This is a genomic window from Devosia sp. MDV22-iso42 (assembly GCF_058629155.1).
Genome location: NZ_JBZVWR010000010.1, coordinates 261,100 through 275,042, shown reverse-complemented (window position 1 = coordinate 275,042; position 13,943 = coordinate 261,100). Strand labels below are relative to the sequence as shown.

Genomic DNA, 13,943 nt, shown 5'->3' with positions numbered 1-13,943 from the left:
AAGAGGGATGAACTTTGGTGATATCTGGACTCCCGTCAGCCTGACCTTGAGCCTGGCGGGCATCAATACGGTGATCCTGCTGCTGGCGGGGACACCCATCGCCTGGTGGCTGGCCCGCAGCCCCAGCCGCTATCGTGAACTCGTCGGCGCGCTGGTCGCCATGCCGCTGGTGCTGCCGCCCACCGTGCTGGGCTTTTATCTGCTGATCGCGCTGGGTCCGAATGGTCCGGGGGGCTGGATTGCCAGCCTATGGGGTGGACGGACGCTGGCCTTTTCGTTCACCGGGCTGGTGATCGGGTCGTTCTTCTACTCGCTGCCCTTCATGGTGCAGCCACTGCGCAATGGTTTCGGGGCGATCAGCGCCGATATGCTGGACGCTGCCTCCAGCCTGGGCGCCAGTCCCTGGCAGCGGTTTTGGCAGGTGGCGCTGCCGCTGGGGCGGCCGGCCTATATTACCGGCGCGGTGATGACATTTGCCCATACGGTGGGCGAGTTCGGCGTGGTGCTGATGATCGGCGGCAATATTCCGGGCCAGACCAAGGTCATCGCGATTGCGCTTTACGACTATGTCGAGCGACTGCAATGGGCCGAGGCCCATGTGCTGTCGCTGGGCATGGTGCTGTTCGCCTTCGTGGTCGTGGTGATAACGCTGATCATCGATCGCCGTGTCACCGTACCCATGCCCTAGACGTCGGTGACTCCAACAGCCTTGAGCATGGCTTTGGTGATGGTCTGATCGCGCTCGAAATAGTCGGTCCAGGGATCGGGTGCCTTGGCCCGCTCGGCGGCGATGGCCAGCGAGAACTGGTTGGCGGCGGTAACGCCTTCCAGTTCCTCCCAGGTCACCGGCACGGCTGCCGGGGCGCCCTCGCGCGACCGGGATGACCAGGGAGCGATGGCGGTGGAGCCCCGCTCATTGCGCAGGTAGTCGATGAACAGCTTACCCTTGCGCTTGGCCTTGCTCATGGTGGCGACGAAACGATCCGGCTGGGCCTCGGCCAGCCGTTGCGCCACCGCCTTGCAGAAGGCCTTGACCTCTGGCCACTCGGCCTTGGGCGTCAGCGGGGCGATCACGTGCACGCCCTTGCCGCCACTGACCAGGGGATAGCTCTTGAGGCCCAGGGCATCGAGGGTATCGCGGATATCGGTGGCTGCAGCCCGAACGTCGGCGAAGCCCAAGCCCTCGTCGGGGTCGATGTCGAAGATGATGCGCTCGGGCTTTTCCACGTCGTCGATACGGGCGCCCCAGAGGTGCCATTCGAGCACATTCATCTGCGTGCCGGCGATCAGGCCGGACAGGTCATCGAGATAGAAATAGTCTTCCTTGCTGCCGTCCTTTTCGGTGATCAGCAGTGATTTGAGACCCTCAGGGAAGCCGCCGGTGTCGTGCTTCTGGAAGAAGCAGTACTTCGTGCGCCCTTGCGGGCAGCGCAGCAGGCTGAGCGGCCGGTTGGCGAGGTAGGGCAACATGCGCTCGGCAACGGCGGCATAGTAAGCCACCAGTCCCGCCTTAGTGACGCCCTGGCCCGGATAAACCACGCGATCGGGACTGGTCAGTTTGATCCCGGCAGTCTCGGCAGCCGCAATGCCAGCCTTGTCGGAGAGAGCACTAGTGTTGGACTTGGCTCTGGCCTTGCGCTTAGCCCCTGCCCTGGCATCGCTGCTGTCGTCGGCTGGTTCTTCCAGCTCGACGTCTTCGGCCGGCTTGTCTTCGCGGAGGCCAAGAAAGGACGGGTGGCGCAAAATGCCGTCCGGGGTAAACTCGGCAAAACCGATCTCGGCGACCAGTTCGGGCTTAATCCAATGGGCAGTACGGGCGATCACCCTGGGCACGTCGACAAAGGGGGAGGTCTTGCGGGTGCGGGCGTCCAGCTGGCCCTGCAGGGCGTCGGCCTGGTCGACGGAGAAGCCGGTGCCGACACGGCCGCGATAGACCAGCCTGCCATCGTCCCAGGTGCCCAGCAGCAGCGAAGCAAAGGACTTCCTCCTGGCCGAGGGCGACCAGCCGGCGATGACGAATTCCTGCCGCTTGCTCGCCTTGATCTTGAGCCAGCTCCTGGTGCGCTCACCGCGATAGGGAGCATCGGCCTGTTTGGCGATGATGCCCTCATGACCCTCGCGGCTGATGGCGTCGAAGACCTTCTGGCCATTGCCGGTGACATGGGCGGAGAACTGCACCAGCGAGGAGCCGTCGATCCTGCCCAGCAGTTTTTCCAGCCTGGCCTTGCGCTCCGTCAGCTTGAGGCCGGCAAGGTCCTTGCCGTCGAGTTCGAGCAGGTCAAAGGCGAAAAAGGTCAGCTGCCCGCCATTGGAAAGGTGGTCCTTGAGGGTAGAAAAGTCCGTGCGGCCCTTGGCATCGAAAGCGCAGAGCTCGCCATCGATCAGCGCGCTACCCGTGGTGATGCGGCTCAGCGGGGGCACGATAGCAGCGAACTGCTCGGTCCAATCCTTGCCGGTGCGCGTGTAGAGGCGCACCTGGTCACCTGCAATGGCGGCCTGGCAGCGGTAGCCGTCATATTTCATCTCGAACACCCAGTCGTTGCCTTGCGGCACTTCGTTGACCAGGGTGGCCAGCTGGGGCGGTCTGAAATCGGGCAGCGCAGTTGCAGCCTTCTTGCCAGACCTGGCCTTGGGCGCGGAATTGTCGACAGCCTTGTCGGGGTCGGAATGCCAGACGGCATCCGCCTTGGTTGACGTGTTCTTCTTCGGCTTGAGCCCCTTGGCAATGCCGGCCATATCGCGGCCGGTCGAGACCGATTTGGTAAAGTGCGGGACGAGGGTTTCTGCGTCCTTGGCGTAATCATCCTTGTGCTTGATCAGCAGCCAGTTCTCACGCGCCGGACCGGATTTGCGCTGGGTGTCGCGGCCCTTCATGTGCACCAGCACCCATTCGCCCTGCATGCGCTGGCCATGCAGCCGCATCTTGAGATCGCCGCCCTCGAGACCTTCATGCGGATCGCCAATGGGTTCCCAGGTGCCCTGGTCCCACAGCATGACGGTGCCGCCGCCATATTCGTCCTTGGGAATGGTGCCCTCGAAGCTGCCATAGTCGAGGGGGTGGTCCTCGACGCGGACGGCCAACCGCTTGTCGGCGGGATTGTCCGACGGCCCCTTGGTCACCGCCCAGCTTTTGAGCACGCCGTCGAGCTCGATGCGGAAATCAAAGTGCAGGCGCGTCGCGTCGTGCTTCTGCACGACGAAGCGGTTGCCCGCCGCGGCGTGTGGCTGATGGCCCGAAGGCTCCTGCGTCTTGGTGAAGTCGCGCTTGGCGTGATAATCCTTGAGCAGGGTCTCGGCTTTGCTGGCCATGGCCTAGCTGGCCTTCTTGCGCGGGGCGGCCTTGGTCGCCGGTTTTTTGGCGGTGGCCTTCTTGGCCGGGGCGGCCTTGTTCCCACTGCTCCCCTCAAGGCTCGATTTGAGGGCAGCCATCAGGTCGACCACATTGGAGCCGCTGGGCCGGCTTTCGGCAGGGTCATCCTTGGTCGACACTTTCTTGCCCTTGGATTTAAGCTTGCGGGCGATCAGTTCGCGCAAGGCGGCCTGATAGTGATCCTTGAAGACGCTGGCGTCGAATTTGGCCGTCTTCTTTTCGATGAGTGCGGTGGCGACTTCCAGCAGGTCCGCATCGGCCTTCTTGGCCGAGATCTCGGCAAAGAACGGGTCCGACTTGCGGATTTCTTCCTCATAATGCAGCGTCTCCATCAGCAGGCCGGTCCCCGTCGGCTTGATGGCAACCAGATATTCCTTGCCGCGCAGCGCCAGTTGCCCCAGTCCGACCTTTTCGCTTTGGCGTAGCGCATCGCGGATGACCCGGAAGGCGTCTTCAGCCAGCTCATCGGCAGGAACGACGAAGTAAGGCTTGTCATAATAGATCGGATCGATCTCGCAGGCGCCGACAAACTGGGTCAGTTCCAGTGTCTTGCGGGTGTCGAGTTTGACGGCGTCGATCTCGTCTTCGGTGAGCAGGACGTAATCGCCCTTCTCGTACTCGAAGCCCTTCATGATCTCGTCCTTGTCGACCGGTCCGACACCGGCGACCACCTTTTCGTAGTTGATGGGCTTGCCCGTCGGTTCGTGGATCTGGCGGAAGCTGGGCTTGGCGCTGGATTTTGTCGCGGTGTAGAGTTCCACCGCGATGGAAACAAGGGAAAGACGCAACTGGCCTTTCCAGATGGGGCGTGACGCTGGCATGGCTGGTTCACCGGACTGGGGGACTTTTGCCGACAACGACTCCGCCAGTGCCTTTGTTCCGCCGCTGCTGGCGTTGCGCCCATCCCGATGCCCCCCTAAGGTCTGACAACCAAACAAGGGAGAGTCGTCGATGGATGGCTTCAGCATTACGCTGATCGGTTTGGGCATTCTCGCCCTGCTGGTACTGTTTGCGGGTGCCAAGACGGTGCCTCAAGGCTACAATTTTACCATTGAGCGGTTCGGCAAATATACACGGACTCTCAAGCCCGGCCTCAACCTGATCGTGCCGTTCATCGATGCCATCGGCAAGCGCATCAATGTGATGGAGCAGGTGCTCGACGTGCCGCACCAGGAGGTGATCACCCGCGACAATGCGTCCATCACCGCCAATGGCGTAACCTTCTACCAGATCCTCGATGCTGCGGCGGCCGCCTATGAAGTGTCCAACCTCGAGAATGCCATCCTCAACCTGACGATGACCAATATCCGCACGGTGATGGGTTCGATGGATCTGGACGAGCTGCTGTCCAACCGCGACGGCATCAACCAGCGGCTGCTGCATGTGGTGGATGCCGCCGTCGCGCCCTGGGGCGTCAAGATCACCCGCATCGAGATCAAGGATATCGATCCGCCCAAGGACCTGGTGGAGTCGATGGGCCGGCAGATGAAGGCCGAGCGCGAGAAACGCGCCGCCATCCTTGAGGCAGAAGGACGCCGGCAGAGTGCCATCCTGCAGGCAGAAGGCGCCAAGCAGGCGCAGGTGCTCGAGGCAGAGGGCCGCAAGGAGGCGGCATTCCGCGACGCCGAGGCGCGTGAGCGCTCGGCAGAGGCAGAGGCCATGGCGACGCAGGTAGTGAGTGCGGCGATCGCAGCCGGCAGCGTGCAGGCGATCAACTATTTTGTCGCCAACAACTACATCAAGGCGCTGGAATCGATCGCCAAATCGCCCAACCAGAAGCTGCTGATGATGCCCATGGAGGCCGCCAGCGTGATCGGTGCCATCGGCGGCATTGCCGAGATCGCGCGCGAGACCTTCGGGGGCGCCGCACCGGCAGCGCCGCGGCCAGGCAGGCCGCCGCCAGCCGGCAAACCGTAGGGGGACGCGATGCAAGTTGTCGATTTCATCGCTGCCAACGGCCCCTGGTCATGGATCGTTCTGGGGATGATCCTGCTGGCACTGGAACTCGTGGTCCCCGGCGGCTTCCTGCTGTGGATGGGGATTTCCGGGCTTGTCACCGGTGCGCTCACCATAGTTCAGCCGATGCCATGGCCGCTGCAGTGGCTGATCTTCGGCCTGCTGTCGCTACTGAGCATTTCAGCATGGGTGCAATGGAATCGGCGCCGACCCTCACAGTCGGATCGCCCTTTACTCAACCGCCGCGCCGACCATTTCATCGGTCACGAAACAGTGCTGGAGCAGGCGATAGAGCAGGGCTTTGGCCGCGTGGTACTGGGCGATACGGTCTGGCGGGTCTCCGGCCCCGATCTGCCGGCGGGTCAACGGGTGCGGATCGTGGGCAGTGATGGTGCCGTTCTCACCGTCGAGCCGATGTTCTAGGCCCATGGCAAGGCTTCATTAACGATAAGATGGAAGGATCGCCGGACCTGGGACCGGTGTGGTCGTGGGTCGGGATCGGTGTGCCGATTGTCTTGTTGGGCGGGCGGTCTGGAATTGTCCCTGCGGCTGCTTCATTGGGTTTGGCGGACGGGGGTCATGGGCAGCCTGTGCCTGGTCGCGCCTGCGCTGGGGCAATCGCTGGCGTGGAACGGCGACGGGGCGAAGGCCGACAATGACCGACTGGTGGCCGGGATGTATCCGGCAGATCCGGTATTGAGCAGTGGCGCGGGCCTGCCCGAGCCCTACGATTCGGCCTTTGACGTCGACTGGTCCGTGGCCCTGCGCGGCACCTATACAAAGTTCAGCGGCGGCGAGCGATTTGATACCCGGCTGGTTCCCTCGGTAAGCCTTGAGCATGCCGGCACGCGATCAGATCTCAAGGCAAACGGCAGCGCCGACATCGTCCGATCCAATCAGGGCGAGGTTGATGTCAGTGCCTTGCGGCTTTCCGGCAGCGTGGATTATGCGCTGGATCGTGACACCACCTTGACCGGTGGCGGCCGCTTCGCGCTGTCGCGCGAGGTTGCCGGCACACCGGGTGTAGCCAGCACAATTGCCATTGCACCCCAGACCATCAGCGGCGGCGGCGACGTGGGCGTAGTCCGGCAGTTCGGGAAATTCAACGTCGGTATCAGCGGCTCGGCGGATCGCTATGTCTATGGGGCGACAACGCTCACCAGCGGGGCCGTGGTCGACAATGCCGACCAGGACGTGTGGGCCCTTGATGCGGGGCTGCGCGTCGGCTTCCAGATCACGCCGATCTTTGAGGTGTTTGGCGCGGCCGATGTCGGGCGCGATGTGTTTGACCGTCCCTCGACATCGCTGGGTCTGAGACCGGATGCGACGACCACATCCCTTGAGGCCGGGGTCACCGGACGCTGGAGCGAGGTCCTCGAGGCTACGGCCTCGACGGGTATCACCATGCGGCGCTTTGATGCGGCCAGCCTGGGCGAGGTCACCGCCCAGACCTATGACGCACAGGTTATTTTCAGGCCGGACCCCACAATGCGCATGACCCTGGGCCTGGCCACGACGGTGGCGCCGCCCGGTCCCGATGGCGCGGGAACGACGCGCATTGGCTACGGCGCCAATGCCGAGATTGCCTATACGGTCAATTCCTGGCTGGCCCTGCGGGCGCTGGCCGACTGGAACCGCGCCAGCTTTGTCGGCAGCAGCACTACCGAGAGTGGCTATGGCTTGGGTGCGGGCGGCGACTACAAGCTCAATGCCCATACTGCGCTGACAGGCGACTACACTTACGATCAGTTCGAGAGCAGCGCCAATGGTGTGCAGGATGCACACCAGGTGACGTTTGGCGTGACGCTGTCGCGCTAGGTCCTAGAATGGCTCGCCGAGGTCGAGCAGGCGCAGCTGCTTGATAAAACCTTCGCGAATATCGTCGCGATCCAGGGCGTAGACCACATTGGCGGTCAGGAAACCGATCTTGCTGCCGCAGTCAAAGCTCTGGCCTTGATATTTGACACCGGTGAAGGACTGACTGTGCATCAGGGTCTGCATGGCATCGGTGATCTGGATTTCGCCGCCCGCGCCGCGCGGCTGGTCGGCCAAAAGGCTGAAAATCTCGGGCTGCAAGATGTAGCGTCCGGAAATGATCAAATTGGATGGTGCGTCTTCGGGCTTGGGCTTTTCGACCATCTGGGTAATGGCAAAGCCGTTATCGGGCCCCTCGCCCCGGTCGATGACGCCGTAGGACGATACCTCCTTATGCGGCACTTCCTCGACGGCAATGATATTGCCACCGGTTTCTTCATAGGCATCCATCATCTGCTTGAGCACGCCGGGCTCGCTCTTGAACAGCATGTCGGGCAGCAGCAGGGCGAACGGGCTGTCGCCGACGATATCGCGGGCGCACCATACAGCGTGTCCAAGTCCCAGTGGCTCCTGCTGGCGGGTGAAGCTGGTGCGGCCCGCCGAGGGCAGGTCCTTGCGCAGTTCTTCGAGCGCAGCCGTCTTGCCGCGCAGTTCAAGCGTGGTCTCAAGCTCAAACTGACGGTCGAAATGATCCTCGATCACGCCCTTGTTGCGCCCGGTGACGAAGACAAAGTGCTCGATCCCGGCCTCACGCGCCTCGTCCACCGCATATTGAATGAGCGGGCGGTCCACAACGGTCAGCATTTCCTTGGGGAGGGCCTTGGTCGCAGGCAGGAACCGCGTTCCAAGACCGGCTACGGGGAATACGGCTGTTCTGACGCGCTTGGACAAAGATTTAACTCCATGCTGATTTTGGCCGTAAGGCTATCGCAACCCTTGTATAATATCACGACAGAAAATTGCGTTGCAGTTGCAAAGGGCTATACGAATGGTGGTGATGGTTACTGGCGGCGCTGGCTATATTGGCAGCCACATGGTTCTCAGCCTGACCGATGCCGGCGAGACGGTCGTCGTGCTGGACAATCTGGTTACCGGCTTTGACTGGGCCATCGATGGCCGGGCAGTGTTTGAGGAAGGTGATGCAGGTGACGTGGACTTCGTCCTGGGTCTCATCAAAAAACACGCCATCACCGAGATTGTGCACTTCGCCGGCTCCATCGTTGTGCCGGAGTCGGTTACCAACCCGCTCAAATATTACGGCAATAACACAGCCACCTCGCGCAGCCTGATCGAGGCGGCCGTCAAGGGCGGCGTCAAGCATTTCATCTTTTCGTCCACCGCGGCCGTCTACGGCATGACCGGCCTGGCGCCGGTGGTGGAAACGACGCCGCTCAATCCCATGTCGCCCTATGGCCGGTCCAAGCTGATGACCGAGATGATGCTGGCCGACGTGGCCGAGGCCCATCCCATGACCTATGGGGTGCTGCGCTATTTCAATGTGGCCGGTGCCGATCCGCAGGGCCGCAGCGGGCAGTCCTCGCCCTGGGCGACCCATCTGATCAAGGTGGCCTGCCAGACGGCGCTGGGGCAGCGCGAGAAGATGGACATCTTCGGGACCGATTTCGAAACGCCCGATGGTACGGGTGTGCGCGACTATATTCACGTCACCGATCTCATTGCGGCGCATGCCCTGTTGCTCAGGCACCTGCGTGGCGGCGGGCAGAACACGACGCTCAACTGCGCCTATGGCAAGGGCTATTCCGTGCGCGACGTGGTTGAGACCGTGCGCCAGGTATCGGGCGTCAATCTGCGGGCCGACGAGGGACCGCGCCGGGCGGGCGATCCTGCCTCGATCACGGCAACCGGCGAGAAGGTGCGCAGCCTGCTCGGCTGGGTGCCCCAGCATGACGATCTTAGGGAAATCGTGACCTCTGCCTATGCCTGGGAAAAGCACCTGATGGTGCGGAACCGCTAGGTGACGATGCTCACGCCCACGGGGATTATTGCTGGATTTCTGCTGGCATGGATGGCGACGGCCGCGGCGCTGGCGCAACCGGTGGAGAGCTTTGACAGCTTCCTGGCCGGCTTTCGCGGCAAGGCTGTGGCGGCAGGCATTGACGGTCAGCTATACGACAGGGTGACGGCGGGCATGACGCCCGATCCGCGCGTGCCGCAACTGGTGACGACGCAGCCCGAATTTGCCACGCCGATCTGGGACTATATTGATGGCCGCGTCACGGCGGGCCGGGTGAGCCGTGGCAAGGCGGCGATTGCCGGCCGGCAGGCGCTGTTCGCTTCGGTCGGCGCTGCCTATGGCGTCGACCCCTATCTGCTGGGCGCCATCTGGGGCATGGAAACCGATTATGGTGCGGTGCTGGGCAATAACCAGCTTATCGGTCCCATCATCCGCCCGCTGGCCACGCTGGTGCATCAGCGGCGCAGCCGGCTGGTGGAGGATGAAGGCGACCTGATCGCCGCGTTCAAGCTGCTGCAGCAGGGAGGGCTAGAGCCGCAGGCGCTGGTGGGTTCGTGGGCGGGTGCTATCGGCCACCTGCAGGTCAATCCGGCCAATGTGGTGGCGCATGGCACCGATGGGGACGGCGACGGCCGGGTGGATCTGCACAGGTCCCTGGCCGATGCGCTGGCCACCAGTGCCCGCTATCTGCAGGGCATCGGCTATCAGCCGGGTCTCGACTGGGGCATGGAGGTGGTCGTGCCGCCCGGCTTCGACTATCTGCTGGCCAGTCGGACGCAGTTGCAGCCGGTATCGTTCTTTGCCGAGCGCGGGGTGACGCGGGTGGTCGGGCGGGCCTTCGGCGACGCCAATCTTGGGGTCTTTCTCTATGTTCCGGCGGGACAGGACGGACCCAAGTTCCTGATGACGCAGAACTATCTGGTGCTCAAGGGCTACAATTTTTCCGACAGCTACGCGCTGAGCGTGGCCCATATGACGGATCGGCTGAAGGGTGGCGGCGGCTTTGTCGATGACTGGCCGCGCGGTACGGCGTTTCCCAATCTGGCGGAGCGGGAAGCGATCCAGCGCGCCCTGCTTAGCCTAGGCCTTTACGAAGGCAGCGTGGATGGGCGATTGGGACCCATTACCCAGGAAGCCTATGCGCGCTTTCAAGCGAGCCGGGGAGAGGTTGCCGACGGGTTCATCACCAAGGCGGCGTATGCGGCGCTGGCTGCCGCCACGCGGTAACTTCGCGGTGCGGCCATGGCGTCGCCAATTCGGGTTTGGTAGGAGGATAAATTCTGGCAGGCAGGTTGAGCATGGTCCGTATTGTCCTGGCATTGCTGATGGGGTTGTTCGTCCTGGTTGACGTGGCGCCCGTGCTTGCCCAAAGCGATAGTACCATCCAGGTGGCGCAGGTGGAAAAGCGGCGCACGCTGTTCGACCTGCTGTTCGGCGAGGAACCCAGCCAGCCCGCGCCGGTGCAGCAGCCGCAGCGGGCGCCGCGCCCGCAGGCGCCGGCCGCGAGCGCGGCCCCGGCAGCGGCGGCGGTGGCGGTGGCGCCGAAGGTGGAGAAGGCGGCGGATGCGACGCGCCTGGCCGTGTTTGGGGATTCGCTGGCGATCGATCTCAGCCGGGCCCTGGAGCGACGCTATGCCGAGGACGCCAATCTGGTGGTGATCAACAAGGGGATCAGTTCGTCCGGCTTCGTGCGGTCGGACTTTTTCGACTGGAATGCGGCGTTGCGCCAGGAGATCGCCGCCGACAATTTTGACCTGGCGGTGATGATTGTCGGCATCAATGACCGGCAGGAGATGCGGGTCGACGGCACGGCGCTGCCGCCACTGAGCCCGGCCTGGACGGCGGCGTATCAGGCGCGGCTGGTGGAGGCGCTGGAGGTGCTGCGCGCCGCCCGCAAGCCGGTCATCTGGGTAGGCCTGCCGCCCATGGAAAAAGCCGAGTATTCTGCGGCGATCAGCCAGATCGCCAATATCCAGCGGCTGGCCAGCTTTGCCGGCGGGGCGGAATATCTTGATATCTATGAGAAATTCCTGGGCGAGGATGGCAAATATTCGGCCAACGGCCCCGACGTCAACGGGCAGACTGCCCGCATGCGCAAGGATGACGGCATTCACTTTGCCCCCGCTGGCTCGGACAAGCTGGCCTTCTATCTGAGTCAGACCATCCGCACGCTCTATCGTGGTGGAGCGGTGGTCAGCGCGGTGGCCGATCCGCTGCTGGGCACCGAGGCGGCGGCGATGCTGCGGCCGCCCTATCAGGGCGTGGGGCAGATGCGGCTGCTGGAAATGGCCGGCACGGTGATCCCGATCAGCCGGGCGCCGGCGCGGGCCAATGACCTGCTCGAGGCCGGCAGCACTGGGACAGGCGGTGGCGCGTTCAAGCTGGAGACGCTGTTTGATGCGCCGGTCGGCCGGGTCGACGCCTTTGGCGTCGGCGTCGATCCGGCGGCGAAAGTGCTTGAAAACGCGGGTGAACGCTAGAGCATTTCACCGTTTCCTTGAAACGGCTCAATAACTTCAGATCTTTGGTTTGTCGCGCTATCGAACCGCAAAGTGGAGCCACTTTAGCTGAAACCGCTCCAGGATCAGTCGGTGAAGCGGACCGCGCCGATATGGGGCAGGTTGCGGTTGCGCTGGGCATAGTCGATGCCATAGCCGACGACGAATTCGTCTGGAATATCAAAGCCGATCCAGCGTGCCTGGACATCGGTTTCGCGCCGGCTGGGCTTGTTGAGCAGGGCGCAGACTTCCATGCGGCGGGGATGGCGGGTGCCCAGGATTTCCAGCACGTGCTTGAGCGTATAGCCGGTATCGACAATGTCCTCGACCACCAGCACGTCGCGGCCGGCGATCTCGCCGCGCAGATCCTTGAGAATGCGCACTTCCCGGCTGGATTCGGTGGAATTTCCGTAGGACGAGGCCTCCATGAAATCGACCTCCACCGGCAGGTCCAGCTCGCGCACCAGGTCGGCGATGAAGATGAAGGAGCCGCGCAGCAGGCCGACGACGACGAGCTTGTCGGTGTCGGCATAAAACGAGGATATCTCCTTTGCCAGAGCTTCGACGCGGGCGGCAATGGCCTTGGCCGAGATCAGTTCATCGACGGTATAGGGCTTCTGGGTCATGGGAAATTTCCGTCACAGGACATTCGATGTGTAACAACCGATTGGCCGAATGCGTTAGCAGACTGCTAACCCTGAGGGTAGCCGATCAGGCGCTGGCGTGAAATGGGCGCGAGAGGTATCGATCGAAGAGGTTTTGGGGAAGGGGAGGCATCCTGACCCGGTGAACCATACCCCCACCCGACCCCTTCGGGGCCACCCTCCCCCTTTTCAGGGGGAGGGACAGGGGTGTCGTTGCGGCGCCGTCAGCGCGGCAGGCTGGTCTTGCCCATGAGGTCGAAATCGATCGAGCGGGCGGCCTGGCGGCCTTCGCGGATGGCCCAGACGACGAGGGACTGGCCGCGGCGCATGTCGCCGGCGGCATAGACCTTGGGCACAGTGGTCTTGTAGCTCAGCGTATCGGCATAGAGATTGCCGCGCTTGTCGAACTGGGCGCCCAGCTCGGTCAGCATGCCCTCGTGGATGGGCGAGGCAAAGCCGATGGCCATCAGCACCAGATCGGCCTTGATGACGAATTCGGTGCCGGGGATGGGCTGGCGGCTGCGATCGACACGGGCGCATTCGACGCCGGTGACGCGACCCTTGGCGTCGCCGATGATCTTCATGGTACCGGCGGCAAATTCACGGATGGCGCCTTCGGCCTGGGAAGACGAGGTGCGCATCTTGACCGCCCAGTTGGGCCAGTTGGTCAGCTTGTTCTCGAGCTCGGGCGGCATGGGGCGGACGTCGAGCTGGGTCACGGCGATGGCGCCCTGGCGGAAGCTGGTGCCGACGCAGTCGGATGCGGTATCGCCACCCCCAACCACGACCACATGCTTGCCGGCGGCGGTGAGCTGGACCTGGCCGGAGACGTCCTCGCCACCGAGGCGACGGTTCTGCTGCACGAGGAAAGGCATGGCATAGTGCACGCCGGCAAAATGAGTGCCCTCGGCCTCGACATCACGCGGCTTTTCCGAGCCGCCGCACATCAGGATGGCATCGTGCCTGGCCTGGAGGTCGGACAGCGGGGTGGTGACGCCGACATTGATGCCATAGTGGAAGGTGACGCCTTCGGCTGTCATCTGCTCGACGCGGAAGTCGATATGGTCCTTTTCCATCTTGAAGTCGGGAATGCCATAGCGCATCAGGCCGCCGGCCTTGGGCTCGCGTTCATAAAGATGCACATCATGGCCGGCGCGGGCGAGCTGCTGGGCAGCGGCCAGACCGGCTGGGCCCGAGCCGATGACGCCGACCGACTTGCCGGTCTTGTTCGCGTTGATCTGCGGCTTGATCCAGCCGGAACGGATGGCGCGGTCGGCAATGGCCTGTTCCACGGTCTTGATGGCGACGGGCACGTCTTCGAGATTGAGCGTGCAGGCTTCCTCGCAGGGGGCCGGGCAGATGCGGCCGGTGAATTCGGGGAAGTTGTTGGTGGAGTGCAGGTTGCGCGCCGCCTCTTCCCAGTCGCCATTATAGACCAGGTCATTCCAGTCGGGGATCTGGTTGTTGACCGGGCAGCCGGTGTCGCCATGGCAGAACGGAATGCCGCAATCCATGCAGCGCGCCGCCTGGTCGACGATGCGGCTCTCACTCATGGGAATGGTGAATTCACCGAAATGGCGGATCCGGTCGGAGGCCGGCTCATAGCGGGGCTCTTCGCGCTCGATCTCGAGAAAGCCTGTTACTTTACCCATGGCTCTGCTCCCTGGAATTGACGTCGTTGGTGC

The 13,943-nt window shown here is 63.2% G+C and carries 12 protein-coding genes; 7 read left to right on the top strand and 5 right to left on the bottom strand.

Annotation, left to right across the window (positions count from 1 at the left end; all coding sequences use genetic code 11):
* The first annotated feature begins 7 nt into the window (after positions 1-7).
* Positions 8-688: a molybdate ABC transporter permease subunit gene (modB, locus tag AC4NN3_RS13175; RefSeq protein WP_491927543.1), complete on the top strand. Its 681-nt coding sequence runs from the start codon at positions 8-10 to the stop codon at positions 686-688.
* Here the strand turns inward: modB and ligD are convergent.
* On the bottom strand, positions 685-3,309 hold the full coding sequence (gene ligD / locus AC4NN3_RS13170; protein WP_491927542.1) for a DNA ligase D: 2,625 nt from the start codon (positions 3,307-3,309) through the stop codon (positions 685-687). The two genes, modB and ligD, sit on opposite strands and share 4 nt — an antisense overlap.
* Before the next feature lie 3 nt (positions 3,310-3,312).
* Positions 3,313-4,158, bottom strand: coding sequence for a non-homologous end joining protein Ku (ku, locus tag AC4NN3_RS13165; protein WP_491927541.1), 846 nt, complete (start codon positions 4,156-4,158; stop codon positions 3,313-3,315).
* Positions 4,159-4,321: 163 nt separating this feature from the next.
* On the opposite strand from ku, the gene AC4NN3_RS13160 reads away from it, so the two are divergent.
* The 3 genes from AC4NN3_RS13160 (at position 4,322) to AC4NN3_RS13150 (ending at position 7,144) form a co-directional block, all read left to right on the top strand.
* The gene (locus AC4NN3_RS13160; RefSeq protein ID WP_491927540.1) at positions 4,322-5,287 is read left to right on the top strand and encodes an SPFH domain-containing protein; all 966 of its coding nucleotides are present in this window, start codon (positions 4,322-4,324) and stop codon (positions 5,285-5,287) included.
* A 9-nt stretch (positions 5,288-5,296) separates the two neighbouring features.
* Positions 5,297-5,749, top strand: a complete 453-nt coding sequence (locus tag AC4NN3_RS13155) for an NfeD family protein (protein ID WP_491927539.1) — start codon at positions 5,297-5,299, stop codon at positions 5,747-5,749.
* A 156-nt stretch (positions 5,750-5,905) separates the two neighbouring features.
* The gene (locus tag AC4NN3_RS13150) at positions 5,906-7,144 is read left to right on the top strand and encodes an outer membrane beta-barrel protein (protein WP_491927538.1); all 1,239 of its coding nucleotides are present in this window, start codon (positions 5,906-5,908) and stop codon (positions 7,142-7,144) included.
* Positions 7,145-7,147: 3 nt separating this feature from the next.
* On the opposite strand, the gene galU is transcribed toward AC4NN3_RS13150, so the two are convergent.
* Positions 7,148-8,032: a UTP--glucose-1-phosphate uridylyltransferase GalU gene (gene galU / locus AC4NN3_RS13145; protein WP_491927537.1), complete on the bottom strand. Its 885-nt coding sequence runs from the start codon at positions 8,030-8,032 to the stop codon at positions 7,148-7,150.
* 97 nt (positions 8,033-8,129) lie between these two features.
* Here galU and galE point away from each other — a divergent pair, with 97 nt between their 5' ends.
* The 3 genes from galE (at position 8,130) to AC4NN3_RS13130 (ending at position 11,596) form a co-directional block, all read left to right on the top strand.
* The gene (gene galE / locus AC4NN3_RS13140; protein ID WP_491927536.1) at positions 8,130-9,116 is read left to right on the top strand and encodes a UDP-glucose 4-epimerase GalE; all 987 of its coding nucleotides are present in this window, start codon (positions 8,130-8,132) and stop codon (positions 9,114-9,116) included.
* A 6-nt stretch (positions 9,117-9,122) separates the two neighbouring features.
* Positions 9,123-10,343: a lytic murein transglycosylase gene (locus AC4NN3_RS13135; RefSeq protein ID WP_491927597.1), complete on the top strand. Its 1,221-nt coding sequence runs from the start codon at positions 9,123-9,125 to the stop codon at positions 10,341-10,343.
* Positions 10,344-10,414: 71 nt separating this feature from the next.
* Positions 10,415-11,596 carry an SGNH/GDSL hydrolase family protein gene (locus AC4NN3_RS13130; RefSeq protein ID WP_491927535.1) on the top strand — a complete coding sequence of 394 codons (1,182 nt, stop codon included), beginning with the start codon at positions 10,415-10,417 and terminating at the stop codon, positions 11,594-11,596.
* A 104-nt stretch (positions 11,597-11,700) separates the two neighbouring features.
* Here the strand turns inward: AC4NN3_RS13130 and hpt are convergent, their stop codons facing one another.
* Positions 11,701-12,240 (bottom strand): hypoxanthine phosphoribosyltransferase, encoded by a 540-nt coding sequence (gene hpt / locus AC4NN3_RS13125; protein ID WP_491927534.1) that lies wholly within the window; start codon positions 12,238-12,240, stop codon positions 11,701-11,703.
* A gap of 242 nt (positions 12,241-12,482) precedes the next feature.
* A complete protein-coding gene (locus AC4NN3_RS13120; protein WP_491927533.1) occupies positions 12,483-13,910 on the bottom strand; it encodes a glutamate synthase subunit beta in 1,428 nt (475 codons plus the stop codon).
* Positions 13,911-13,943 lie beyond the last annotated feature (33 nt).

Excerpts from the sequence above, each read along its gene's own strand:
- AC4NN3_RS13155 (WP_491927539.1), top strand. The coding sequence starts at position 5,297 with ATGCAAGTTGTCGATTTCATCGCTGCCAACGGCCCCTGGTCATGGATC.
- AC4NN3_RS13135 (WP_491927597.1), top strand. The coding sequence starts at position 9,123 with ATGCTCACGCCCACGGGGATTATTGCTGGATTTCTGCTGGCATGGATG.
- modB (WP_491927543.1), top strand. The coding sequence starts at position 8 with ATGAACTTTGGTGATATCTGGACTCCCGTCAGCCTGACCTTGAGCCTG.
- galE (WP_491927536.1), top strand. The coding sequence starts at position 8,130 with ATGGTGGTGATGGTTACTGGCGGCGCTGGCTATATTGGCAGCCACATG.
- AC4NN3_RS13160 (WP_491927540.1), top strand. The coding sequence starts at position 4,322 with ATGGATGGCTTCAGCATTACGCTGATCGGTTTGGGCATTCTCGCCCTG.
- AC4NN3_RS13130 (WP_491927535.1), top strand. The coding sequence starts at position 10,415 with ATGGTCCGTATTGTCCTGGCATTGCTGATGGGGTTGTTCGTCCTGGTT.
- AC4NN3_RS13120 (WP_491927533.1), bottom strand. The coding sequence starts at position 13,910 with ATGGGTAAAGTAACAGGCTTTCTCGAGATCGAGCGCGAAGAGCCCCGC.
- ligD (WP_491927542.1), bottom strand. The coding sequence starts at position 3,309 with ATGGCCAGCAAAGCCGAGACCCTGCTCAAGGATTATCACGCCAAGCGC.
- AC4NN3_RS13150 (WP_491927538.1), top strand. The coding sequence starts at position 5,906 with ATGGGCAGCCTGTGCCTGGTCGCGCCTGCGCTGGGGCAATCGCTGGCG.
- hpt (WP_491927534.1), bottom strand. The coding sequence starts at position 12,240 with ATGACCCAGAAGCCCTATACCGTCGATGAACTGATCTCGGCCAAGGCC.